This is a genomic window from Methylolobus aquaticus (genome assembly GCF_054172105.1).
Genome location: NZ_JBSYXP010000002.1, coordinates 13212 through 38506, shown reverse-complemented (window position 1 = coordinate 38506; position 25295 = coordinate 13212). Strand labels below are relative to the sequence as shown.

Below are 25295 nucleotides of genomic sequence, written 5' to 3'. Positions count from 1 at the left end.
CGCACTCGTTGGTGCCCTGAGGCAAGGGTGCGGTGCATCGTTGCGCCCGTTCAGCGGCTGCCCTGAAACGCTCTCGAGGGTATGGGTTCGGTACGTCCGCACCGCCGCATGGAGCGACGTTCGACTCCTGCCGTTCGGATTTCCCGGATAGAACGCCATGGCTGCTTTCCCGACCAAACGCGTCCCAACCCTCTCCATTGCACCGGCCAGGAGCGCTGGCCCGAGCAGCTGGGTCTTCCCCGACTACGGCGGCGGCAGCATCGTGAATCTGATGAGTACGCTTCGAGCCGCCTGCGGGGGCGGGGACCCGTCGGTGTTCTATCCAGGCTTGGCAGAACTCGACCCGGCCGACATCGCAAGGCACCGCACTGTCCTGCTGATGGTCTTCGACGGCATGGGTGATGCGTTCCTGCAGCGCGCCGCCCCGGGCGGCGAAATGCATTCCCGTCGCCTGAGGCGGCTCACCTCAGTGTTTCCCTCCACCACGGCGGCCGCGATCACGACCTTCCTGACGGGTGAGGCGCCACAGCAGCATGGCCTGACCGGCTGGTTCATGTACCTACGCGAGCTCGCCGGCGTGTATTCGATCCTTCCGGCGAGACCACGGTGTGGCGGAGCCACTTTCAGCCGGAGCGGCATCGAACCGAAGATGATTTTCGACAGCCGTCCCTTCTTTGCCGGGATCCGTCGGCGAAGCATCGTCGTAACGCCGCGACGGATCGCCCATTCCGATTACAACCTGTCGCATCTCGGGCCGGCCGATCTGCGCACCTATGATTCGCTGGACGAGTTTTTCCTGACCGTCGCCATGGCCGTGCGGGAACAGGATGACCGTCCGAAGTTCGTCTATGCCTATTGGCCCGAACTCGACTCGCTGGGCCACGAAACCGGCGCCGCCAGCGTCGAGAGCGCCGCACACCTGGCGCAGTTGGATGAGCGTTTTGCTTGTTTTTGTCGCCGCTTGGCAGGCAGTGACACCTGGGTCGCTCTAACGGCTGACCATGGGATGCTCGACTGCAACGAAAGCCGCAGCATCGAGTTGTCGGATCATCCGGCACTCGCGGAAACCTTGATCTTGCCGTTATGCGGTGAGCGACGGGTGGCGTATTGCTACGTTAAACCGGAACGGGCCTCGCAGTTCGAGGCCTATGTGAAGGAGCAACTTGGGGACCGTGCGGCAGTGGTGTCACGGACGCAGTTGCTGAGCGAGGGGTATTTTGGCAGGGGGCCGGAGCATTCCCAGCTGCGAGATCGGGTCGGCGACTACACGCTGTTGATGAAGGACAACTGCGTCATCAAGGACTGGCTTCCGGGCGAGACCCGGTATTCTCATATCGGATTCCACGGCGGTCTGAGCGCCGATGAGATGTATGTGCCGCTGATAACCGCGGCGCTCTAGCGCTTCGTAGAAGCCGTCCGGTCGATGATGGCGAGCGCGCCGCGCCGACCAGAGGCAGTGCCATGGTCACCGCGACATGTTGCGTGTGGCGCTTAACCCGAGTTTGCCCTGGGGTCGGTCCGGTTAAATTGACGCCGGCCTGTCGCTTTCTGCCGTCCGGGGGCGAAGCACACACGCGCCATGAAGCGGCGCGGCCGGCGCTCTTACTGCGACGTGCTGCGCCGTCGCAGCAGTCCGGGCTGATGTTTACCAGGAGCGCACGTCGCCGGTGTCGAGGTGGACGAAATTCGCCGACGGATAATACCCGACGCCGCCGCGCTGTAGTGCCAGGCCGACCTTCCTCAGGCTCCGGGTGTCGGTATCGGACATCCGGATGTCGATGGCCTTGCCCTCCATGTGCAGGCTGTGTTCCGCGACGCGACGACTCGTGCGGCGGAGCATCCGGTTCGTTTCGGGCGCACGGTAGCCGGAAATGACCTGGAAGGTGCCGTGACTGCGGGTCAGCACGGAAACCGCATACAGCAAATCGATCAGCGCCGGGTCGATGTAGTGGACCTTGTTCGAGTGATGGTCCCGCATGAAATAGCTGAAGCGGCGAATGATGCGAGCATCGTATTCCGCATCGATGCAGCACGCGATCGTCAGGTCTTCTTCGGTGTTGGGATTGTAGAAATTCAGGATTCGTTCGCGGCTCAGGCTGCGGGTGAAGGCCTCCGCGGAAGGTACGAGCAGCGTTGCGGCGGCGGCAGCGCCCGCTCGCATCAGAAATGATCGTCGGGAAACGCCAGCCTGTTTGGTTTGAGAAACGGCGGGCAAAATGCGGCCATTGGTCATGAACCCTCCCATATGGTCGTCTGCGATTTAGGGCAGGGTGCTGAAAAAAATCCCCCGAGGCTGACCGCCATGGGTTCAGCCGGGCCTTCAAGCCGGGGTCTTTTTCGGCGTCCTGTCGTACTGGCCAGGCATGGATACATACTACGTCCCAATGTCTGGCCAAGGCTTATTCTGCTGAAAGAAGTCGGTTAAATCAAGCTCATGGCCTGGAAACAGGCCTGGCACCATCGTGACGGTGCTGCTTCAAACGACGGATTTGCCAGGAAAAACGCATGCTCCGATGCGAGGGACTTCGAAACCGAGGAGGCTGCGGGTCGACCGATACGGCCGAGCGGCGCACTCCTGCGGTGTGTGCCAGCGCTCAGCAACAGACGGCGTCGAAATCCGCCGCTTGCGGGTGCCGACTGGGCGGCAGACCGCCATCGCGAACCAATTTCAGCGTGCCGAAACCGGCGGCGCGGGCCGCGTCGAGTTCTCCCTCGACATCTGACAGAAAGAGGATTTCACCGCCCGGAAGCCCGATCGAGGCAGCGATTTTGCGATAGGATTCGCTGTCCTGTTTCGCGCCGATCCGCGTGTCGAAGTAGCCCGAAAACAAGGGGGTCAGGTCTCCGAATTGCGTGTGCGCGAACAACAGCTTCTGTGCGTAGATGGAACCGGACGAGTAGACGTAAAGGCGGAGTCCTCTCGCCTTGAAGCCGCGCAGACAGCGGACTGCGTCCTCATAAACATGCCCGTGAAAGTCGCCGTGCTGGTAGCCGTGCTCCCAGATCAGCCCTTGCAGCGTCTTGAGCGGCGTGGACTTGCGGTCTTCGTCGATCCACTGGCGCAGTCGCCCTATCACCTCCTGCTCCGACAGGGTGGCGCCTTCCATGGCTCGTACCTCATCAAGGATTTTCCTCACGTCGGTGTCGTCGCGCCGGAGCTTGACGAACTCTGCAAGGCGCTCCCGGGAATACGGGAACAACACGTCCTTCACGAATGAAATGGACGATGTCGTGCCCTCGATGTCGGTCAATACGGCCTTGATCATGCGTACCGGATCCGATGGTCGTCCAGCGTCGGGAACCGGCTGGATATCGGATCGCCCGTGAATTCGGCGACCCAGCCCTCGGGGGTCGTGAACAGGCGTATGCACTTGAGGTGCGGGCTTTCGCCCATGTCGAACCAATGGCGGACCTGGGCCGGCACGCTGATCAGGTCGCCGCGCTCGCAGCGCACGACGAATACCCGCTCGTCGGGATGCAGGTAGAACAGTCCCTGCCCATCGACGAAGAAGCGGACCTCGAAATCGCTATGGGTGTGTTCGTTCAGGAATTTGGCTCGCAATTCCGATTTTTGCGGGTGATCGGACCCGACGCTGATGACGTCCGCCGAGTGAAAGCCATGGGCCGCTTTAAGGCGCTCGACAGGGCCGCGGTAGGCCTCCAGTATCGTGGCCTGATCGGCATCGGCGGGCAGGTCCCGGTCAGCCGTCCAGCGTTCGAAGGTGACGCCGATCGCCGCCAGGGTTTCTGCGATGGCGCCCGGTTCGCGGATGCACTCGGCCTCGTCCGGCCGCTCTTCGGGATGGATGGTCAGCAGGCTCATGCGCGTTTCACTCCGTGCCAGCGAATTTCGAGATCGAACAGGAACTCCAGCGCCTCGACATGGCGCAGCGCGTCCTGCATTGTGGTGCCCCAGGTGTAAAAGCCGTGGTCGGCGATGATGTAGGCCTTGATGTCGGGATGCTGGTCGACATAGGCATCGACGCGCGCCGCCAGGAGCGGGATATTCTGTTCGTTCGCAAAGATCGGGATCGTGACCCTCGATGCATGCGTCGTGATGCCCTCCAGCGCCTTCAGCAACTCGCAGTTTTCGATCACGATCGCATCGCCGAACAAGCGGGAGGCAAGGGACGCATTAAGGGAATGGGGGTGCAGGACCGCGGCGACATTCGGAAACGCACGGTAGATCGACGTATGCAGCAGCGTTTCCGCCGAGGGTTTGCGATGGTCCAGCGCCCGGCCGTCGGCGTCGATCAGCATGATATCCTCTGGTGTCAGGCGCCCCTTGTGCTTGCCGGAAACCGTGATGGCGATGCGGTCATCGGGTAGCCGGATCGAAAAATTCCCGCTGGTTGCGGGAACCCAGCCACGGGCATGGAGCTGGCGGCCGGCGTCGGCGAGTTCGTGCGCGGCCTGTTGGAGGTGGGAGTCGGTCACGGTGAGGGCGTCAGGTGCGTTGGGAGGCTGATTGTAGTCTTACCCATGCGACCGCTCAATGACAGAGAGGCCCGCTGGCGGCGGGCATAGGTACAAGACCGGGAGTTGTTCGCATGTCATCCCTGCCGATAGCGTGGTATCGCATCAACCTGTCTCGCGAGCAGTTTGATTCGGGCGAAACCGAGATCGTGCGCGCGGCCTTTCGCGGTGCCTACATCGCCTGCAACGGACCTCGCGGGGCAGTCCTCTACGGGGGCTGGGTTGACGACCGCGCGACCTACCGCCTGTACTTCACGCCGCCGGCGCTGCGTTGTGCCCGGGCCTTGCTGAAGGCCTACTCGGGTGAAGTTTGCGATCCGCCCGACACCCGCCGTCTCGAATGGCTGTACGGCGATACTGATCCGCAGGCGGGTTTCAAGCTCGCGTTCTGATGCGGCAGCGGGGCAGGCCCCGCTGCTTATCACGGCGATCGGCTCAACCGGTGTTTCGCATCCCCGCGGCAATGGCGTTGATGGACCGCAGCAAAGGACCGAGCCAGGGGCTTTCCCCGGACGCTTCATCCGTTCCGGCGCGCAGCCGCCGCAGTAGGGACACCTGGATATAGTTCAGCGGATCGAGGTACGGGTTCCGGCGGTAAAGGGACACGGCCAGTGCGGGTGAATCCTCCAGCAGCACATTGATGTCGCTGACATTCAGGATCTGGAACGTGGCACGTCGGTACTCTTCGGCGATCATGGCGTACACCTGACTGCCGACCTCCGGTCGCTCGCAGAGGGCGGCGTAGTCTGCGGCAATCGCCATGTCGGACTTCGAGAGAGCCATCTGTGCGTTGCTCAGCAGTGTGCGGAAGAACGGCCACTCGCGATACATCCGCTGCAGTTTCGCCAGACGTGCGGGATCGTTCTGGCGCCACGCTCCGATGGCAGTGCCGATCCCGTACCAGGCCGGCAGGGTCTGGCGCGATTGCGCCCAGGCAAAGACCCACCCGATGGCCCTTACCGATGCTTTGGAACGGTCCTTTTTGTTCCGGTGTGAGGGCCGTGAGCCGATGTTCAGCAGCGAGATCTCGCGGACCGGTGTGCCCTCGTAGAAATAATCGAGGAACGCCTCCGTCCTTTCCGTCAGGTCGCGGTAGGCTTTCTCGCCGATTTCGGCAATCTCGTCCATGATCCCGAGATAATCGTTGCGATCCTGCTCCGCCGGACGAATCAGGCTCATGCTCGCCTTCAGCAGTCCGGTAACGCCGAGGGTCATTTCATAGGTCGCCGTCTCGAGGTTGTTGTACTTGTAGAACAGTACCTCGCCCTGTTCGGTGAACTTGATTTGGCCGTGTACGGTGCCCGGCGGCTGGGCCAGGATGGCCTCGTGGGTCGGGCCGCCGCCACGGCCAACGGTGCCGCCCCGACCGTGGAACAGCCGACACGGGATGCCATGCGCTTCCGACAGCGCTACGATCTTCTTCTGCGCGTCATACAGATTCCAGGCGGCAGCCAGGATGCCGCCGTCCTTACAGGAATCCGAGTAGCCCAGCATGATCTCCTGCTCCTCATTCGAGGCCTGCAACAGCATGCGATAGACGGGCAACTGATACAGCGTCGACAGCACGCCCTCGACCCGTTCCAGGTCAGGGATGGTCTCGAACAGGGGACTGATGCCGATGTGGCAGAACCAGTTGCCTGCCAGGCGTCCGGCGAGACCGGTCTGCGCGGCCAGGAACATGACCTCCATGACGTTGCTGGCGGAGTGCGTCATCGAGATCACGTACTTGCCGAAGCACGCGGCACCGAGGGTGCGGCGCATGTAAGCGATGACCTGGAACGAGCGCAGGGTCTCCTGCGTGCGTTCGGAAAGCCGGGCCACGTCATAGAGCAAGGCGACTGGATTGCTGATAGCGTCGCTCAACATAGCCAGGCGTTCCTGCTCGTCCAGCGCCTCGTAGTCGGCGCCGAGGGCGGACTTCAGGATGTCCGCAACGGCCTCGGTATGGCGGGTCGATTCCTGCCGCACGTCGAGTTCCAGCAGGTGAAAGCCGAAGGTCTCGACCAGCCAGATCAGGTCCAGGATCTCGCCGCGCGCGATTTCGGCGTCACCGTGATAGATCAGCGAGTCCCGCATCAGTTGCAGGTCCGCCAGGAAAGCCTGGGCACTGGCATAGCCCGGCTCCTCGTGGCCGATATCGATGCCCTCGATGGCACGATCGACCAGCAGCAGGTTGCGCCGCAACCGATGCCGGATGAATTCGATCTTGCTGCGGTAGGGTTCCTGGCGGAAACGGTCCGCGCGCTCGCCGAATACGGTCTTTGAATAGCGCTGCTCGTCCGCGTCGAGATTTTCCTGGAAGGCCGGCGAGGGGGTGCAGAGCGAGGACGAATAGCATAGCTGGTTGGCGAGCTGGTCCATCCGGCGCAGATACTCATCGAGCACCGTGCGTGCTTGTAGGCGCCATGCCATCGCGGTGGTTTCGGGCGTCACGAAGGGGTTGCCGTCGCGATCACCGCCGATCCAGGAGCCGAAGCGCAGGAAGGTCGGTACCTTCAACCGCTCTGCGACCTCCTCGCCGTAGACGTCGCGCAGCGACCGCGCGAAGTTGCGGTACACCGTGGTCGTCGCACGGAACAGCGAGATCGGGAAGTAAAACAGGCCGGCGCGAACTTCATCCCGCACGTCGGGCTTATACGCGCGGACCTCGTCGGTTTTCCACAACACCTGAATCCGGTCGCGCAGATTTTCGATGGCCTCATCGCGAAACCGGCCCTGAACCCTGGGATCGTCCAGCGACTCCAGGCTCAGGAAGATGTTGCGGAGCGCGGTCTTGACGGTCCGCCGTTTGGCTTCCGTCGGGTGGGCCGTGATCACGGGCATGTAGCGGAGTTGATTCAGCAGACGCTGCAACTCGTCAGGCTCCACGCCTTGCGCCTTGAAAGTCAACAGTGTGTCGTGAAACGAGCCGCGCCACAGATGACTCTGGGGGTTGGTATCGCGTCGTCGTTCCTGCAACGCGAAGACCTCCTCGGCCACGTGCAGCAGGCTGAAATAGATATTGAATGCGCGGATGATCTGGCTCAGTTCATCCGGGCTGAGGCTTTCGATCGTCGCCATCAACTGGCGGCGCTTGACCGGATCGTCGTTAGCACGCAGTGCGATGAAACCCTGCCGGAGTTCCCGGATGGCCTCGTAGACTGACCGGTCGAGTTGCCGCTTCAAGATGCGGCTCAACAGGAGAGTTATCAGCCGAATTCGGTCGCGAAGTGCTTTTTCTTGGGGCAGGGTCAGCATTGAATCTCCAGGTCGAGAAGCTCTGGGCTACGGGGTTTATCCTCCCGTAATCTACCGGCCACGAAACAAACATGCCACTCGACTCTGACGATACAGTGTTTCCCACATCGCACATCTGCCCCTGGCATGCCCTCCTGTCGCGAGTGAGCGAGCGTTGCTGCAACGCTCTCAGGCGGCGTCGCGCGGAGTCTGTGCTCGGGCGATCAAAAGGGGCAGTGCGGCACCGCAGACCAGTACCAGCGCACAACCCAGCAGCGGCAACGTGTCCGGGCGCTGGCCGAACAGCAGTACGCTCCAGCCGAGACTGAACACGGGCCCCGTGTAGCCGACGGCACCGAGCAACGCCGCCGGCGCGTGTTGATAAGCGCGCGTCATGAGCAGTTGTGCGCCGGTGGCCGCGAGGCCTGAACCGCCGATCCAGAACCACGTCGCGTGGCCTCGAGGCCAGTGCGGCGCAATCCAGGCGAAGCAGCCCAGATGAAGCAGGATGCCTACGAAACAGAAGTAGAACACGATGGTCGATGGGGTGTTGCTCAGACCGGAACGCGCCACCATCAGATAGGCGAGGGCGGCGAGCCAGCCGGAGGACAGTGCCATCGTCGGGCCGAGCCAGTCGCCGTATTCCCATCGGGGGCTCAGCAACAGTGCCAGGCCGGCCAGCGACCCGAAGATTGCCAGCCAGCTCCACCGGCTCGTGTGTTGCCCCAGAACCCATGGGCTGAGGAGTGCCAGGAAGATCCCGCTGCTGGAGTGGAGGAAAGCGGCTTCTCCCACTCCGATGCGCGCGATCGCGGCGAACGATAACATCAGTGCCGTTGCTCCGAAGATTCCGCGCCACCACAAAGAGGGACGCAGATCACCCAGCAGCGGACGGAGCCGTCCCACCGCCAAAGCCGGCACCAGCAGGCAGGCCAGATTGATGATTACGCGGATGAAACTGACGACAGTTGAAGGCAAAGCCGGGTCGGCGCGGGTGGCGCCGAACACGCAGGCGTTCATGATCGAAAACAGCAGGCTGGCCGCCAGCATGCAGGAGACGCCATGCATGATGTCCGAACGTCGCGCGGGCGATCGTCGCGTGTCGGGTGACGGGGATGCCTGGCTCGGCTTTGCGGCTCCGGACCGAGACCGCCGCCTCACCATGCGCGGGCCACCCGTCGGACGAACCGTTCGCAGCCGCGATTAGGCTGCGACATCGTTAGCCCCAGCCCACGCGACTCTGTAGGTACGCTCGTTCGTCTCGTCGTCTGCTAGCATACGGTCAGCGCCGTCGGTCGGTTCGGCGAGCGGCGGTTGAGAGTGGCGCCGGAACGCTTCCGCGCCGCGTGGGAAAGCCATGCTGCGACTGTAACACGTCACGACTTGCGCGGGCGGCGCGCGCCCGACGGCGCTTCACGGCGTCCTGATCTGCCGCTGGGTTCCTGCCGGCAGCGCCGTCATCGTTTGGTTCGATACGGGCGGGTCGTTTGCAGCGCAAACCGGAGTTCATTCCCAGACATGAAGGAAAAACCCGTCCTCACGGCTCTGAAGCAGCAGGCCGTAGATTCGTTTCAGCGCTTTCTTTCCGGAGGAGATTTCCCGGCCTACCCGCTGGAGATCTTTCTCGAGGTCAGCAACGTCTGCAACATGAAGTGCGCGATGTGCAGCGTGTTCTCGGAGTTGAATCCGAAGCGTCTCCTCGTGTTGAAGTCCAGTGACAGGGGCTTCATGCCCGACGATCATCTCGGTGCGCTGGATTCCCTGTTGTCGCATGCCCTACTGGTACATTGCTTCGGTTACGGTGAGCCGACGATACATCCACGCTTCGCGGAGTTGCTGGACTTCCTGCTGGACAAGGAAGTGCTGGTCGATTTTTTCACGAATGGGATGAATCTGACCCCGGAGCTGTGCGAGTTTCTGGTTGACCGGAGTGTCTTCCGGATTACCGTGAGCTTCTCCGGTGCCACGAAGGATGACTACGAGAACATGTACCTCGACGGTCGCTACGAGACCGTCCTGGCGGGCATCGAGCGCATCGCGGCGTTGAAGGTGGCCCGTGGAAGCCGCTACCCGCTGATCGAGATCAACTCCATTGCCTTCCAGCACCATGTCGATCGACTCCCGACCTTCGTCGAGCAGATGGCGGCCCGCGGTGTCGATACGATCTACCTGAAGCCGCTGCACATGTCCGAGGTCCTGCCGGAACTGCACAGCCACGCGGCGGTCATGCGTCCCTGGCACGAAGGAAAGCTGATTGCCGAAGCGGAGCGGGTGGCCGCCGAACATCGCATTCACTTCGTTGACGAGTTCAGCAACGTGACGGGGGTCGGCGCGCCGGAGCAGGAAGCGGCGGTGCGCAGGCAGCTCCTCTGGGGGGATAAGGTCGCGGAAGTGGCAGTGCCACTGGCCGAGTTCAAGTCGCTGGCCAGGGCCGTCCAGCCGATTCGCCCGCCCAAGGGGAACGAGGTCGGGCCGCGGCGGGTGACCGCGATGGACCAAACCCCGGAAACCATACGTCCGTTTCTGAAACTCAGGGCCCTGGACACGCCGCCGACGTCAATGTGCTATGAGCCCTTCAAGACCCTTTACGTGAATCAGCAGGGGGCGATACGGCCCTGTTGCTTTGGCTTCACCGAAGCCCACCTCGGGCATCTCGACGCGCATCCTGCCGAAGCGATCTGGAATGGCATCGGCTTCAATACCGTGCGGAAGGCCATCAGCAAAGGCCGCTATCCGATGCAGATCTGCAAAGCCTGTCTGCAGCAAAAGAGTTATCCGAAACACCTCAATTTCCGGGGCATGGTGGATGCCTACGCGAGCTGGCTCAAGGCCGTATCCGGGCAAACCTTCATCAGCGATGCGAGCTTTTCCGCGCAGCTTTTCGTGGATACGGGATCTGCCTTCAACGAAGCCGAGTCGGTGATTCAGCCGATCGTGCCGGACCGCGATCAGGTGGTGGAATTCGACGTGTCCTGCTTTCCTGAGATCAAGGGCTTGCGGTTCGATCCGTTCAACGCCCCCGCTCGCGTGGTCGTCAGTGCGGCCACCGCGATCGGTGAGCGGGGCGAGCAGTTCCCATTGGCGTTGTCACCGTTGAATGGGACGATGACCGCCGCGGGGGAGATGCAGTTCGACACCGACGACCCGCAGGTTCATGTCGAGGGTTTCCCCGCTTCCGGCTGTCTCATGCTGATCGTCTCGCTACGGTGCTACCTCGAGCGCCCGGGCCAGGATGCCGCAGCGAGCGGCTCGGACATGGCTGTATCGTCCAACTGAGGCCGTCCCCTTCCGCGCAGGCCATCAAGTCGGCGGATGCTCGCCACGGCGATGGCTCGGCTCGCCTGATTTTTCTGCCCGAGCCTCGACAGGGCTGCGGTCGAGCAGCGGAGGGGCCAGTTCGATCAGCATCGGTGCCGAACGGAGGAAGAAGTCGGTTCCCAGCAGGCGCGCGCGAAACCCGTGGACGCAGCCGTCGAAGAGTTCCTCGGGAATCTCGAACGCAAACCCACACCGGCCGTCGTGCTTTCCGGCCTGCTGTAGATCGCGCCTGAAATGGTCTGCCGTGACGATGCCGATCTCGGTCTCGAAATCGTAAAGCGCCACGTTGAAACGTTTGCGCGGGAAGAGCGGTGACCAGACCCAGCCGAAAATCTGCCTGCCGCTGATGCCGTCGAGGTAGCCCTGCACCACATCGCCCAGGGTGTGGCCCTGCTGATTCAGTTCGGTGATGCGCTCGGCGATTCTTTTCACGGCCCAGGGATGGCGCAATAGATGCTCAGGCGCTGGTTGCACCTGGGTCGCCGCTGCCGCGCGACGTTCCGGGTGTTGGCGCAGAAAACGCTCGGCGATGTCGCGGTTGTCGCCGAGTGCCCTCAGCCGCGCCACCGGGCTCGGCATCAGCGGCTCGCCGAAATTTTCGCGATACCAGGCCAGGTAAGCGTCGACCTTGTTTTCGGCGCTATGCCGGCGTGGCCCGATCTTGTGCCTCAGGCAGTAGGTGCACGCGGCCTCGGGGTATTCGTTGTTCAGGATGCCCGTGCGCAGAGCCTCGTAACGCGGTCCGCGCCAGATTTCGGCACCGCTGCTGCGTGTCGTCAAGCCCAGTGCCGGTGCGCGGTCATTCGCAAAACAGCAGGGTTTGACGAAGCCGTTGCGACGGACGTAAACCGTCTTGAACGGTTCCATGCAGTGGAACGGGTCGGTCGCCGATGCCGCAGGCTTGATACCCAGATACTCGCGGACGCGCCCGGCTGGAACTTCATGATAGACATCGGTTCCTTCGACGGCGCTGCCTTCCGGAGGTCGCGGCGGCCTGGACTCCCGGCTGAGGCGCTTGAAATCGCTGATGGGGATGACGGTTGCGCTGGCCGATGAAGTGGGCAGCCCCTGCTGCGCTTTGGCCTCCTGCCACTCGACGTCCGTCTTGACCTCGGTCATCTGAAACTGCGCGGCCGACAGCACGATGCCGCGTGCCTTGGCGCGGCGGTGGGCACGGTCTAGGATCGTTCCCTCGATCCACGGCCGCAGCGCTGCCTCGTGCCCCTTGAGCTGCGGGATCGTGAACTGGGTCTGCAGCCGCTTGAGATGGATCACGTTGACGCCGTGATCGGCCATGAAGTCGACGAACCGATCGAGCTGTTGCACATGATGCTCAAACGACAACGAGTTGATCTCGATCAAGGGGTAGGCGCTACGCTGTCGAGCCTTCTCGGCGGCGAGGGACTCGATGCCGCGCAGCACGGTTTCGTAAACGCCCCCGAGATAGACGTTCTCGTACTCATCCTTGGTCAGGCCGGAGAAGCTCACGGTCACTCGTTCTACGCGCTTGTCGACCAGGAAAGTACACAGTTCGGGCGTCAGGTACATTCCGTTCGTGAAGAAGTCGATCATCACCCGGTAGCGGGAGATGTAGGTCAGGAAGTTGCGGAAATCGGGATGAACCGTGGGTTCGCCGTAGCCGAAGCAATGCACGTTCAAGGCATGCTGCAGCAGCGTGTCGAGCCCCGACTGCACGTTCTGTAGATCGATGAAGCCCCGATCCGCCATCTTCAACTCGCTGTAGCGGTGCGGATTCAGCGCCGAGAACGTGGAGCACATGGCGCACTTCAGGTTGCAGACGTTGCTGATCTCCAGAAAGAGTTCGAGCGGCCAGGCCGGGATCTCCCGACCCTCGGCGAAGCGCAGGAAGGACTCGATGGTGTCTCGCTTGCGCGCAGCCAGATCGGGTTCGAAAACCGTGGTCACAGGTTCCTCGCTGTTCATCCTTCGCGCTCTCCAGGGTCAATTGCACCGCGTGTCAGGGTGGATACGATGCCGCACGGGGCAGAGCCGGCCGCCGAGGCCCATTCGATGTGGTTCGATGCGTCCGGGGCCGGCAGGGTCATGGCGAGGGCACGATCGATGCCTGCCGCTCGGCCGCGATCTGCTCGTCGACAGCGGCTTTGGGAAAACCCAACAGCAACAAGGCCTCAGCCGACATCACGAGGCTCGATTCGAGCATCTCGGGTACCACGTGGTTCGCGCCGGCCGCCAGCAGATCGGCGTAGTTGCCCTCGTGCTCGGTGCGGACCATGATCGGGCATTTGTAGCCCCGTTCACGAATTTCGGAGACGACGCGCTTCGCATCCTCCAGTGACTTGAACGTCAGGATCGCCAATCGGGCCCGTTCCATGTGACACTTTTTCAATAGGTCCAGGCGGTGACAGCTGCCGTAAATGACGGATGCGCCGGTGGATCGGGCGCGTTTGACCAGATGTGGATCGGTATCCAGGGCGATGAAGGGGATGCCATTCGCCGTCAAGAGCTTGCCGATCATCTGTCCGACACGGCCAAAGCCGGCCAGTATGACGTGATCGGTCAGGTTCGGCGGGATGCGGCTGAATTCCCGTTCGCGTGGGGACTGCGAGCCGGGAATCAGCCGCACGAACAGCTGGCTGATCTCGAAGCTGTAGCGCACCAAGAACGGCGCTGCGATCAGGCTACCCAGCGCCATCAACAGAATGCGGGAGGCGAGATCCGGTGTGATCACGCCCAGTTCGCGCGCCAGGATCAGCAGCGCGAAGCCGAATTCGCTGGCCTGCGCGAGGATGATGCCGGTCTTCAGGGAGGTCGTCATCGTCTCGCCGAGCAACATCGCGGCGAGCGCCGTTACCGATGCCTTGAGCACGATCAGCAGCACCACGCCCAAGAGCACCGTGTAGGCCGCTGGGCTGCCGAGCAGGCTGAAGTCGATCTGCATGCCGACTGATGCGAAGAACAGCCCCATCAGGATGTCCTTGAACGGCCGTATGTCGAGTTCGACCTGATGACGGAACTCGTTCTCCCCGAGCATGACTCCGGTCAGAAACGCACCGAGCGCCATCGACAGGCCGAAGGTACTGGTCAGCCAGGCCGACAGCAGGATGATCACGACGACGCTCAACACGAACACCTCCTCGGACTGGGTGCGCGTGACTTCGCGAAAGATGTGCGGGAGAACCCATTTCCCGGCGCTCAGCAGTATGGCCACCAGTACCACACCCTTCTCGACGGTTTCGAGGATCTGGTCGGCCAGCGGCAGCGCGTTTTCGGTGCCGAAGGCCTGGACCAGGATCAGCCCGATGATCGCGGCCAGATCCTGGAAGATCAGCACGCTGATCGCCAGCTGCGCATGATGACGATGGGTCAGATTGCCGTGGCGCAACTCGCGGACCACCAGCGCGGTGGAGGACAGCGATAGTGCGCCTGCAATCACCAGCGCGCTGTGCCAGGACAGCCCGGCCTGCCAGTAGGCGATGGCGCCGAAAACCGCCACGGTGCCGCCGACCTGTAGCGAACCCAGTCCGAACACGGAGCGGCCGATACTCATCAGCCGCGGCAGGGAGAACTCCAGTCCCAGTTCGAACAACAGGAAAACGAGTCCGAGTTCGGACAGGAACTTGACGTCGCTGCTGTCCGCCACCCAGGCCAGCCCGAAAGGTCCGATGACGCCACCGGCGAACAGGTAGGCCAGGGTGTCCGGCAGCCGCAGCCGCTGGAATACGACGACGCTGACGAGCGATGCTACGAAAACGACGAGCAGTTCGGAGAAAAGGGCGGGGTACTGGTGTTCCATCGAATGTTGCAGTGCCAGTCTTCAGAGATCAGCGATGGGTCGAGCGCATCATGCTGCCCGTTCGGAGGCGCGACCGGATGGCGCCTTGGCCCGGCCATCCCGGTGCGCTGCGTCGTGCTCGTCCTGCGCGAATGCGCAGGCTATACCGGCACCTTTGGCCGGTAGGTGCCGAGACGCTTGGTCCGTCGCGCGAGCAGCCCATCGATCGCGGCCCGGGTGTCGTCCGGCAACTGCCAATCTCCGGCGGTCGCGGTTTGCTCGATCTGCTGCGGATCCCGGGCGCCGACGATGGTCGCAGTGACGCCCGGCCGATGCAGTACCCAGGCCAGTGCGAGGTGGGACAGCGGCCGGCCCTGCTGTGCGGCGAGTGGCTTCAGCCCCTCGACGAATTCCAGGTTCGCGCTCAGCTCGGGTTCACGGAAACGGCCGCCCTGGCGGCGCCAGTCGTCTGCCGGCAGCGCCGCGAGGGCCGCTTGCGTGAATTTTCCGGTCAGCAGCCCGTACGCCATCGCACCGTAGGCGACGACCCCGATGTCGTGGTCCACGCAATACGGCAGCAACGCCGACTCGGCTGCGCGGTCGAGCAGACTCAAGGGCGGCTGCAAGGATGCGACCGGCGCGATGGCCCGCACGCGATCGAGCTGGGCTGTCGAAAAATTCGAAACGCCGGCATGACGCACCTTCCCGGACCGGACCAGGCTGTCTATGGCCCGCCAGGCCTCCTCGATCTGCTCATCGGGCACGGGCCAGTGGATCTGATACAGGTCGATGGTCTCGACGCCGAGGCGTCGCAGGCTGGCCTCGGCCTCGGCGATGACGCTGTCGGCGGTCAGTCGGTGGTCCACCGCCCGGGTGCCGGGGTCATCCCAGACCAGGCCGCACTTGGTCGCGATGATCACGCGCTCGCTGCGGCCGGCGATGGCCTGACCGACGATGGTCTCGGCGTGGCCGAGGCCGTAGGCGGGCGCAGTATCGATCCAGTTGATCCCCAGATCGAGGGCGCGCCGGATGGTGGCGAGCGAGTCGCTGTCGGACTGCGGACCCCAGCCGAACGCCCACGGCCCGCCGATGGCCCAGGTGCCGAGTCCTACCGTCGTCAGTTCAAGGTCGGTTGCGCCGAGGCGCCGCGTGCGCATGTCGTTTCCCCCCACGTGAGATTGTCCGGATTCAACTGTACTGGAGCCATGAGCGTGGCACAAACCCATCCGCTGAAATGCTTAGTCAGCGGTCGGCGTAGGCACCGCCACTCCGCCGTTTAAAATGGGTTCCCTTATAGAGGAAATAGGCCGTTCGACCGATGCGCAACCGTTTTGAAATCGTCCGGGTGGAGGTCCGGCCGCTCGACGCACCGCTGCTGGCGCCATTCACGATCGCGTCCTCGCGCGTCGACTCGGTTGAAAACGTCGCCATCGCGGTGCATCTCGCGGGTGGCGCGGTAGGCTGGGGCGAGGCGCCCACGCTGCCGCCGGTGACGGTCGAGGACCAGTCGATGGCCCTGTCCACCGCCCGGAGTGCAGCTGAGTGGCTGCCCGGGCGCGATGCGGGCGGCTGGCGATCGATCGCCACAGAGCTGAATGAGCGACTGCCGGAGCGGGCCTCGGTGCGCGCCGGTATCGAAATGGCATTGTTCGACGCGCTGGCGCGGCAGGCTGGTATGCCTTTGTACCAGTGGTTCGGCGGGCACGGCCGTGAGCTGGTTACCGACATCACGATCCCGATCTGCGCGAACGACGAGGCCGAGCGCTTGGCAACCGAATACCGGGCGCGCGGCTTCGCGACGATCAAGGTCAAGATCGGCCTGGACACTGGCGATGACATCGCCCGACTGACCGCGATCCGCCGCGGCCACCCTGATTGCCGTCTGGTCATGGACGCGAACGAGGGTTATACCGCCGATCAGGCGCTGGCGGTGCTGGCCGCTTTGCGGCATGCCGGTATCGAGCCGGCCCTGCTGGAGCAACCAGTTCCAAGGGAGGATTGGGACGGACTGGGCCGCCTCGCGCGCGAGGCCGGCGTTCCGGTCGCTGCCGATGAGGCCTGCCGCAATCCGGCCGAGGCGCTGCGCATCGTGCGCGGCTCGCTGGCCCAGGTCATCAACATCAAGCTCGCGAAATGCGGCGTGGTGCAGGCGCTGGAGATCGCCGCGCTGGCCCGGACCGCCGGCATCGGCCTGATGATTGGCGGGATGGTCGAAACCCGCCTCGCGATGGGTTTCAGCGCGCATTTCGCGGCGGGAGTCGGCGGCTTCGACTGGATCGATCTCGACACGCCCTTGCTGCTTGCCGACGACCCGATCGTCGGCGGGCCAAACGTCGAAGGTGCGTATTACCGGCTCGAGCCGGAGGTGCCAGGGCATGGCGGGGCGCTCGCTGCTTGAAGGACTTTTTGAGCCGCCGACCATCACGCCGCAGTTGGCTTTCTTCCACCAATGTGCAGCGATGATCCGCAAGCGTCTGGCCGACGAGGGCGGGCGTAGCGGATGTCATGTGGTGGAGGCGAGCAGTGCCAAATGAAAGCCGTCCCGAGATTCCGCGGACCGGTGGACGGGTTCTTTCGCAGGCGCGCATAGTTCGGAAGACGAAAGGGGGGGCGCTCTTCCCGGGCGGTTCGCCGTGCTGAGACCATTCCCGCCGGACCGATTTGGCTTAGAATCGCGAGGAGTTCCGGTGCGCAGCGTCTCCGGAGCACGGCTCTATCCAAGTCATGCGGAGGATGCGGATGTCCCAGTCACACCTGACCAACCTCGAGATCGGCAAGATCACGATGCAGGACGGCCGGCTGCAGGTGCCGGATCGTCCGATCATTCCGTTTATCCGTGGCGATGGCACCGGACCGGACATCTGGGCGGCCGCGCAGCGGGTGTTCGATGCGGCGGTCAAGAAGGCCTACGGCGATGCGCGCTCGGTCGCCTGGTTCGAGGTCTTTGCCGGAGAGGCCGCGTATCAGCAGACCGGCGACTGGCTGCCCGAGGCGACTGTCGAGGCCTTCCGCGAGTACCTCGTCGGCATCAAGGGCCCGCTGACGACACCCGTCGGCGGCGGCATCCGCTCGCTGAACGTTGCGCTGCGGCAATTGCTGGATTTGTACGTGTGCCTGCGTCCGGTGCAGTACTTCAAGGGCGTGCCTTCGCCGGTCAAGCATCCGGAAAAGGTCGACATGGTGATCTTCCGCGAGAACACCGAGGACATCTACGCCGGCATCGAATACCCGGGCGGTTCGCTGGATGCCCAGGCGCTGCTGGACTTTCTGGCCCAGCGCTTCCCGAAGGAATTCGGCAAGATCCGCTTTGGAACCTTCGATCAGGCACAGGAGTTTTCGGCCGGCGCCCGGTGGGACGAGCGAAATGACGTGTGCGTCGGCATTGGCATCAAGCCGGTCAGTCGGCTCGGCAGCCGGCGGCTGGTGCGGGCGGCAATCGAGTACGCGATCCGGCACCGTCGGCGCAACGTCACTCTGGTGCACAAGGGGAACATCATGAAGTTCACCGAGGGTGCCTTTCGCGACTGGGGCTACGCGCTGGCCAAGGAGGAATTCGGTGCGGTCGAGATCGACGGCGGACCGTGGTGCGCGATCCCGGACGGGAAGCCGGGCGCCGGGCTGGTGATCAAGGACGCGATCGCCGACATCACCTTGCAGCAGGTGCTGACCCGTTCCGAGGATTTCGATGTGATCGCGACGCTGAATCTGAACGGGGATTACCTGTCGGATGCGCTCGCGGCCCAAGTCGGGGGCATCGGCATCGCGCCCGGCGGCAACATCAATTACGTCACCGGCCACGCGATTTTCGAGGCGACCCACGGGACCGCCCCGAAATACGCCAATCAGGACCGGGTGAATCCGGGCAGCGTGGTGCTGAGCGGCGAGATGATGTTCCGCTACCTCGGTTGGACCGAGGCGGCCGATCTGATCGTCAAGGGCCTGAATGGCGCGATCGCCACGCGGTGCGTGACCTATGACTTCGCGCGTCTGCTGCCGCGGTCGACCGAGGTCAAGTGCTCGGAGTTTGCGAACAATCTGATCGTGCACATGGATTGAGCGCCTCTCTTTGGAGTCGTTCCGGTATGGGCCGGTTTGGTGCAGTCTGCCAGGGTGCTCGGGCGTTTCGGGCGCTCCGATCGTCATGCTTGGCTGAACCGCGGGCATGGCGTGAGCTTTGCATTTCGACCTGACAGCGAATGCTACAGGGGATAGAGGCACCGGTGCATGCGCTGGGGCGGACCTTACCCCTGCCTGGGCCCTTCCCCTAAACCCCGGGTTTCACTTTTTCTTTCATTCAGCATCAACACTGAGGTGAACTGCTGTGCCGAGTAGGGACGATTTCGGGGCTGCGGTTGCCGCGCACGATGCGGACCTCCGAAGACTCGGCGTGGACCTTTGGGTCGGGAGCGAACCCACCTTTACCGATCGCTGGTCGACTGCACCGGAATGGACCAACGAAGCGCTGGGCGAAGACAAGGTGCAGCGCGCGTTGGCGCTCATGCGATCGGTCCATCGCGCGACGCCAGGGGCGGTCATCTTGCGCACCATCGGTCGCCAGTATCCTGGCGAAGAGCGGGCGCGCTGGAGCTATGGCCTGTATCGGCGGCGTGATGGACGGGCGATCTGGGAGGGTCCACCGGATCCGTTAACGTTGAGTGACCCCGCTCCGCGAGAGCCGTGTCTACGGGCGCTGCACGATGCGTTGCGGTCGGCGCTGGCGGAGGACGGTCTGGGTGTCTGGGATGTGCCCGATACGACCAAGGGCGAATGGCGGCTGGTCTTCCGGTTGGGGGGTGACATCGAGCCCGAACAGGACGACCCGCGCCTGTTGCGGCCGTCCATCCATGCGGTGCCTGTTCCCGCGAGCGGGTTATGCGACGAGTTGGCGCGCGAGGGATTGTTCCTGATGATCATTGCGACGGAGGTCGTCGAGACGGGGACGGTTGCCCGAATCGAGCTGCCCGGTATCGGTGACGTGCCGACTTTCCTGCGGCTGTTGGCTGCCATTGGGCGTGCGGCCGCGGGACTCCGCCTGCCCGGTTTGATCCTGGCCGGTTTTCCGCCACCCAGCGATGCCTCGGTCGAGTGGATGACCATCACCCCGGATCCTGCGGTCATCGAGATCAATTCGGCTCCGGACCGTTCCGCTGCGGCTTTTCTGGAACGCAGCCGCGCGATCTATGCCGCGGCGCGGGAACAGCAGCTCACGCCTTACCGGCTCTACTTCAATGGCACGGTAGGCGACTCGGGAGGAGGGGGGCAGATCACACTCGGCGGCCCGTCTCCCGGTGCGAGTCCGTTCTTTGTCGACTACGCCCTGCTGCCGCGGTTGATCCGCTATGTTCAGCGCCATCCCGCCCTTTCGTATCTGTTCGCGCACGATTTCGTGGGCGGCTCGGGCCAGTCCGTCCGGGTCGATGAGCGGGGTGACGATGCGTTTCGCGAGTTGTGTCTGGGACTGGCGCTGTTGGCGCGCGACGCGGAGCCGACCCCGGAAATCCTGTGGCGCAGTCTCGCGCCGTTTCTGACCGATGGCGTCGGTAACTCCCATCGCGCGGAGCTCAACATCGAGAAGCTCTGGAATCCCTTCCTGCCGGGACGGGGCCAACTCGGCCTGGTCGAGTTTCGGGCGTTCCGGATGCAGCATACGCCGGAGCGTGCGACCGCTCTGGTCTGTTTGCTCCGCGCCGTGGTGGCGATGCTGATGAACTCCGACCCGGCGGTCGACCTCCGGTCCTGGGGCGGCGCGCTGCACGACCGCTATGCGCTGCCGTTCTGTCTCGAGGACGATCTGCTCGTGGTTCTTCGGGATCTGGCGGCAGCCGGACTCGCCGTCGGTCAGTCGATCGTTGCGGCCTTGTTTCAGGATGAGTTTCGCGAGCAGGCCGAATTGAGCTTTCAGGGCGTCAGCTTGCGCTTGCGCCGCGCGCTGGAGTTCTGGCCACTCCTCGGCGACGCCGGCAGCCAGGAAGCCGGCACCAGCAGGCTGGTCGATTCGAGCACGCACCGACTCGAAGTGATGCTGCAGCCGGAGAGCGAGACGGAACATTCGTTCTCCGCGTGGGGACTGCAGGTCGAGGGGATCGAATTGCCGTTTCAGTTCACCGAACGGGAGGGGAGGCAGGTCAAGGTGTTCGGTGTGCGCTACCGCAGCTTCGTGCCCTGGCAGGGACTCCATCCGACACTGGGCGCGCGTGACAAACTCAGGCTGGTGCTGCATCACCCCGCCTGCGAGGAGGCGTGTGAGGTCACCTGGCATGAGTGGCGGCCAGTCCAGGGGCCTTATCCGGGCCTGCCGGAGGATCTGGACGAGGCGCGTGCGCGACGCGCCGAGCGGCTTGTGAGTCGCCCAAGTCCCCGTGTCGCATTGAGGCCGGCGGTGGCCGCCCCCGATGGCAGTTTGACGCCTTGGTGCCTTGATCTTCGCTGGCTGGCGGGATGACCCGCGGATCTTGCGCTGTTGTTCAAGGGTCTAGACCCGTGGCATGATAGGAGTCCTTAAGGGATGGCTCTGGGAGTGCGCTTGCTCTGATCGCGAAGAGCTTGGGGAATATCTGATGAATCAACCGACCGCGGCCGCGCGGCGGGTACCGGGAGCGAATCGCGCATGTACACCATCATCGACTCACTGCACGCTGACCACATCAATTTCAGCCGCTTGCTGAATCTGCTGGAGCGTCAGGTCGTGACCTTGAAGGACGGCGGAATGCCGGACCTCGAGATCATGCTGGACACCATCGATTACCTGCAGAACTACGCCGACCTCTACCACCACCCTCGGGAAGACCTGATCTTCCGCTATCACCTGGAACGCAGTGATGTGGCCCGGGCGGAAGTCGACGAGTTGCGACGACAGCATCGGGCATTATGGGAGAGTACCAATCGGGTGCGCCTCGCTATCGATGGCATCCTGCACGGGGACATCGTCCAGCGCGATGTGTTCATCGAGCAGATATCGGCCTATGTGACGCAGCAGATGGATCATCTGAATGCCGAAGAGGGATACATCCTGCCGCTGTTGCGGCAGTTGTTCGAAGTGCAGGACTGGGAGCAGTTAAACCGCTCCCTCCCCTACCGGGCCGACCCATTGTTCGGGCCGACCGTCGACCAACAATACCGGGCCCTGTATACGCGCATCCTCAACGTACCCGATGCGGTGGCCGAGTCGGGACTCGGTGCTTGATGTCTTGACGACCGACCGGACCGTCGGCGGGCGCAATCCGTTTGCATGGCGCCCGCGATAAGATTCACCCGCCGCTTTCGCGCGAGACACGAAGCTCGCGCAATTTCATCAGCGCATACACGGCTTCCAGATGGGGGATCGGGACGCGGAGGCCCTGACCGATGCGGACCGCGTTACCCAGAATAGCCTCCGTTTCGAGTGGCCGGCCCGCCTCGAAATCCAGCAACATGCTCGTCTTGTAGGGCGGCATCTTGTAGGTGCTGTCGACGTTGCGGTCGACGCTATCCGCCGGCAGCGGATGCCCTGAGGCTTCCGCGACCGCACAGATTTCCTCCATCAAGGCACGCACCAGCGGCTCCTGGCTGGCCAGGATGTCATTGGTCGACAGGCCGCCCGAAAGCACCGACAGCGGATTGAAAGGAGCATTCCAGACGCACTTTTGCCAGCGCGCTGTCGTGATATCTTCAGTCAGGATGCAACTGATGCCGCTTTCGGTGAACATCGCTCCGAGCGCTCGCGCCTTGTCCGACGCGCCGCGGGGGTAGTTGCCCAGCGCCAGCCGTCCGTAGGCCTGGTGCCAGATGCTTCCGGGTGCGGTGCGCGTGACGCAGATGAACGCCAGGCCGCTGATCAGTTCATGCTGAGGATAGGCATCAGCGATTTCCTGTTCCACCCCGATGCCGTTCGAGATCAGCACGATCGCGCTGTCCGGCCCCAGCGCCCCGCGCAGCAATGCCAGACGGTCCACCTGTTCGACGACCTTGATGCACAGCAACACGTAGTCCGGCTTCTCGGCCAGTTCCGCGGCGTCCCGCACGACCTGCTTCGGCAGGAAATGGTAGTTCCCGAGTTTGCTCTGGAGGTGGATGCCGTGGCGCCGGATGTACTCGAAATCGGTACGCGCGACCACCGAGACATCGACTCCGGCTTTTGCCAGCATGGAGCCGTAAAAGCTCCCGATCGCTCCGGTTCCAATGACGAGTACATTCATGCCAATTCTTCCAGCAGAGCCTTGATAAAGGGAATGGTGAGCCGGCGCTTGGCCGCCAGTGTGGCTCGATCCAGGCGTTCCAGGAGATGCCGCAGCGAGGTGAAGTCGCGCCGGCAGTGAGCCAGCAGGAATCGGCTCACTTGCGGAGACAGCTCCAGTCCGAGCTGCCGTGCATAGAGGGCGATGGCCGCCAGCGTATCGTTCTCGTCCAGCGGCACCAGGCGCAGGACCAGGCCCCAGCCCAACCGGCTCCGCAAATCCGGGAGGCCGATGTCCAACTGCTGTGGTGGACCGGCTGCGGACACGACCAGGGTGGCATTGCCGTCGCGGAGACGGTTGTACAGCCCAAACAGGCCCTGTTCGAATTCCGGCTGTCCCGCGATGGCATCCAGGTCGTCGATACAAACCAGAGCATGGTCGTCGAGCCCTTCGAAGATCTCCGCGCCGAGCGGGCGCAGCAGCCGCAGCGGCAGGTAGGCGGCCGAGTCGCCGCGGTGGTGCGCGCTGCGGCAGGTGGCCTGCAACAAATGCGACTTGCCGGAACCCTCGTCACCCCAGAGCAGAATGAACCGCTCTCCGTGGCCGTCCGCAATCGCCTCCAGATGTCGGACGGGCTCGGCGTTGGCGCCAGGCCAGTATTCGTCGAACGTGGCGCGGGGCTGGAAGCCCAGAGCGAGAGGAATCTGCTCGGCCATGTCAGTGGGACTGCTGACAGCGTGATGGCAACCTGCAAGCCATGTGCCTCGGGACCTCTAGCAGGATTCGGACGCTTTGAGTGCCTGGGCGACGTGCGCTAGCCGTCGGCCAAAGCGGCGACAGAGCCGGCGCTCCTCCTCGCTGAATTCGTTGTCACTGCCGGTCAGCCGGCTCGGACCATACGGGGTGCCGCCCGTCTTGGTTTCCAGCAGGGCCGGTTCGGTGCTGGGAAGCCCGACGAGGATCATCCCGTGGTGCAGCAACGGCAGCAGCATCGTGATCAGCGTCGTCTCCTGACCACCATGCATGCTTGACGTGGCGGTGAACACACCGGCCGGCTTGCCGGCAAGGGCTCCCGAGAACCACAGGCCGCTGGTGGAATCGAGAAAGTGTTTCAGCGGCGCTGCCATATTGCCGAAATGGGTTGGGCTACCGAGTGCCAGCGCATCGCAGTGTTTCAGGTCGTCCAGAGTCGCATACGGCGGGCCGGCGGCCGGAATCGCGCTCGCTGTTTGTTCGCTTACCGGCGACACCTCCGGCACGCTGCGGATCTTTGCGACAGCGCCGGCGCGTTCCTCGACGCCGCGTGCGATCAGATCGGCCATCGCAGCGGTTGATCCATAGCGGCTGTAATACAGCACGAGCACTTCGACCGGCGGCATCGACACGAGCAGCAACCAGCCCCTGGCCTACAGAACGGTCAACACGTTTTCCGGCGGGCGCCCCAGGGCGGCTTTGCCGTTAGCGAGAGCAATCGGGCGTTCGATCAGCACCGGGTGCTCTGCCATCGCGCGAATCAGTTCGGCATCACCGAGTTCCGGCTCGTCCAGGCCCAATTCCTTGTATAGCGCTTCGCCGCGACGCATCAACTGCCGCGGCATGAAGCCGAGCAGCCTCAAGCACTCGCCGATTTCCTGCTCGGTGGGCGGGGACTTCAGGTATTCGATAACCTGCAATTCAACGCCGCGCTCGGTCAGCAGCGCCAGGGCTTGCCGGGATTTGCTGCAACGCGGATTGTGGTAAAGGGTTACCTTCATGGAATCGGGTAAGTCTGGGCCGGATCAGAGTACAGCGGGGCGCATCTTTTCCTCGAGCGCCTGCTCGCGGGCGCTGACCCGCGCCAATTCGTTCAGTTCGACTGCCAGCAGTTCGAGCATGTCCTCGACCGACAGGATGCCGACCAGATGACCTTGTTGATCAACCACGGGCATGCGTCGCGTGCCATGGGACCGCATGCGCTGCAGGGTATCCCAAAGGCCGTCGGTCTCGCGCGCGGTGACGAGTTCGCGGGCGACGAGGTCACCGATGGTTACGGTATCGGGGTCGAGCTCCGCCGCCATGACCTCGAGCACGAGGTCCCGGTCGGTGACGATGCCGACCGGGGTAGGGGCGCCATCGGCATCGTCGACGACGATCACTGATCCGACATGGTTCTCCCGCATGATCTTCGCGGTTTCGACCACGGAGTTTCCGCGGTGGGCGACGACAGTAGTGCGATTGCAAAGGGTTCCTACGGACATGGCGGCTCTCCCATGGTGGCGAGGCATGTTTAGGTATTGTACCCCCTCCGCTCCGCTCTGGGGACCGAATGGACGGCTGGGTGTTGCAAGCCTCTGAAAGGAGAAGGTCGGGGTGAGTGATGGGCGCCCGGCACAGCTCGG

Annotated in this window: 21 protein-coding genes; 7 read left to right on the top strand and 14 right to left on the bottom strand. The window is 63.5% G+C overall.

Annotated features, from left to right (window positions below; all coding sequences use genetic code 11):
* The first annotated feature begins 157 nt into the window (after positions 1-157).
* The gene (locus tag ACW73L_RS02965; protein ID WP_498919885.1) at positions 158-1399 is read left to right on the top strand and encodes an alkaline phosphatase family protein; all 1242 of its coding nucleotides are present in this window, start codon (positions 158-160) and stop codon (positions 1397-1399) included.
* A 246-nt stretch (positions 1400-1645) separates the two neighbouring features.
* Here ACW73L_RS02965 and ACW73L_RS02960 read toward each other — a convergent pair whose 3' ends face one another.
* The 4 genes from ACW73L_RS02960 to ACW73L_RS02945 form a co-directional block, all read right to left on the bottom strand.
* Positions 1646-2161: a YcbK family protein gene (locus ACW73L_RS02960; RefSeq protein WP_236101975.1), complete on the bottom strand. Its 516-nt coding sequence runs from the start codon at positions 2159-2161 to the stop codon at positions 1646-1648.
* 433 nt (positions 2162-2594) lie between these two features.
* Entirely contained in the window at positions 2595-3266 is a 672-nt protein-coding gene (gene mtnC / locus ACW73L_RS02955; RefSeq protein WP_498919883.1) for an acireductone synthase, read from the bottom strand.
* Positions 3263-3823 (bottom strand): 1,2-dihydroxy-3-keto-5-methylthiopentene dioxygenase, encoded by a 561-nt coding sequence (locus ACW73L_RS02950; protein ID WP_498919882.1) that lies wholly within the window; start codon positions 3821-3823, stop codon positions 3263-3265. The genes mtnC and ACW73L_RS02950 overlap by 4 nt, the downstream gene beginning before the upstream one ends.
* Positions 3820-4437, bottom strand: a complete 618-nt coding sequence (locus ACW73L_RS02945) for a methylthioribulose 1-phosphate dehydratase (RefSeq protein WP_498919881.1) — start codon at positions 4435-4437, stop codon at positions 3820-3822. The genes ACW73L_RS02950 and ACW73L_RS02945 overlap by 4 nt, the downstream gene beginning before the upstream one ends.
* A gap of 113 nt (positions 4438-4550) precedes the next feature.
* Between ACW73L_RS02945 and ACW73L_RS02940 the strand changes: the two genes are divergently transcribed.
* Positions 4551-4868: a hypothetical protein gene (locus ACW73L_RS02940; RefSeq protein WP_498919880.1), complete on the top strand. Its 318-nt coding sequence runs from the start codon at positions 4551-4553 to the stop codon at positions 4866-4868.
* A 43-nt stretch (positions 4869-4911) separates the two neighbouring features.
* Here the strand turns inward: ACW73L_RS02940 and ppc are convergent, their stop codons facing one another.
* Together ppc and ACW73L_RS02930 are read right to left on the bottom strand one after the other, a co-directional pair.
* Entirely contained in the window at positions 4912-7713 is a 2802-nt protein-coding gene (ppc, locus tag ACW73L_RS02935; RefSeq protein ID WP_498919879.1) for a phosphoenolpyruvate carboxylase, read from the bottom strand.
* Positions 7714-7881: 168 nt separating this feature from the next.
* A complete protein-coding gene (locus tag ACW73L_RS02930; RefSeq protein ID WP_498919878.1) occupies positions 7882-8760 on the bottom strand; it encodes a DMT family transporter in 879 nt (292 codons plus the stop codon).
* A 450-nt stretch (positions 8761-9210) separates the two neighbouring features.
* Between ACW73L_RS02930 and ACW73L_RS02925 the strand changes: the two genes are divergently transcribed.
* The gene (locus ACW73L_RS02925; RefSeq protein ID WP_498919876.1) at positions 9211-10968 is read left to right on the top strand and encodes a radical SAM protein; all 1758 of its coding nucleotides are present in this window, start codon (positions 9211-9213) and stop codon (positions 10966-10968) included.
* Between the two features lie 24 nt (positions 10969-10992).
* On the opposite strand, the gene ACW73L_RS02920 is transcribed toward ACW73L_RS02925, so the two are convergent.
* The 3 genes from ACW73L_RS02920 to ACW73L_RS02910 form a co-directional block, all read right to left on the bottom strand.
* On the bottom strand, positions 10993-12954 hold the full coding sequence (locus ACW73L_RS02920; protein ID WP_498919875.1) for a radical SAM protein: 1962 nt from the start codon (positions 12952-12954) through the stop codon (positions 10993-10995).
* Between the two features lie 118 nt (positions 12955-13072).
* Positions 13073-14785 (bottom strand): cation:proton antiporter, encoded by a 1713-nt coding sequence (locus tag ACW73L_RS02915; RefSeq protein ID WP_129884761.1) that lies wholly within the window; start codon positions 14783-14785, stop codon positions 13073-13075.
* A gap of 140 nt (positions 14786-14925) precedes the next feature.
* Entirely contained in the window at positions 14926-15921 is a 996-nt protein-coding gene (locus ACW73L_RS02910; RefSeq protein ID WP_498919874.1) for an aldo/keto reductase, read from the bottom strand.
* 161 nt (positions 15922-16082) lie between these two features.
* Here ACW73L_RS02910 and ACW73L_RS02905 point away from each other — a divergent pair, with 161 nt between their 5' ends.
* From ACW73L_RS02905 to ACW73L_RS02890, 4 genes are all read left to right on the top strand, one after another.
* Complete coding sequence (locus tag ACW73L_RS02905) at positions 16083-17162, top strand: dipeptide epimerase (RefSeq protein ID WP_498919873.1); 1080 nt, start codon at positions 16083-16085, stop codon at positions 17160-17162.
* A gap of 341 nt (positions 17163-17503) precedes the next feature.
* Positions 17504-18820: an NADP-dependent isocitrate dehydrogenase gene (gene icd / locus ACW73L_RS02900; protein WP_498919871.1), complete on the top strand. Its 1317-nt coding sequence runs from the start codon at positions 17504-17506 to the stop codon at positions 18818-18820.
* A 265-nt stretch (positions 18821-19085) separates the two neighbouring features.
* Positions 19086-21206, top strand: coding sequence for a transglutaminase family protein (locus tag ACW73L_RS02895; protein WP_498919869.1), 2121 nt, complete (start codon positions 19086-19088; stop codon positions 21204-21206).
* Positions 21207-21371: 165 nt separating this feature from the next.
* Positions 21372-21947, top strand: a complete 576-nt coding sequence (locus tag ACW73L_RS02890) for a hemerythrin domain-containing protein (protein ID WP_129884756.1) — start codon at positions 21372-21374, stop codon at positions 21945-21947.
* A 64-nt stretch (positions 21948-22011) separates the two neighbouring features.
* Here the strand turns inward: ACW73L_RS02890 and ACW73L_RS02885 are convergent, their stop codons facing one another.
* The 5 genes from ACW73L_RS02885 to ACW73L_RS02865 are packed head-to-tail and all read right to left on the bottom strand — an operon-like array spanning position 22012 to position 25154.
* Entirely contained in the window at positions 22012-22938 is a 927-nt protein-coding gene (locus ACW73L_RS02885) for a ketopantoate reductase family protein (protein ID WP_498919867.1), read from the bottom strand.
* Entirely contained in the window at positions 22935-23633 is a 699-nt protein-coding gene (gene hda / locus ACW73L_RS02880; RefSeq protein WP_498919866.1) for a DnaA regulatory inactivator Hda, read from the bottom strand. The genes ACW73L_RS02885 and hda overlap by 4 nt, the downstream gene beginning before the upstream one ends.
* A 57-nt stretch (positions 23634-23690) precedes the next feature.
* Positions 23691-24296 carry an NAD(P)H:quinone oxidoreductase gene (wrbA, locus tag ACW73L_RS02875; protein WP_498919865.1) on the bottom strand — a complete coding sequence of 202 codons (606 nt, stop codon included), beginning with the start codon at positions 24294-24296 and terminating at the stop codon, positions 23691-23693.
* 27 nt (positions 24297-24323) lie between these two features.
* Positions 24324-24671, bottom strand: coding sequence for an arsenate reductase (glutaredoxin) (gene arsC / locus ACW73L_RS02870; protein ID WP_498919863.1), 348 nt, complete (start codon positions 24669-24671; stop codon positions 24324-24326).
* Between the two features lie 24 nt (positions 24672-24695).
* A complete protein-coding gene (locus ACW73L_RS02865) occupies positions 24696-25154 on the bottom strand; it encodes a CBS domain-containing protein (protein WP_498919862.1) in 459 nt (152 codons plus the stop codon).
* Positions 25155-25295 lie beyond the last annotated feature (141 nt).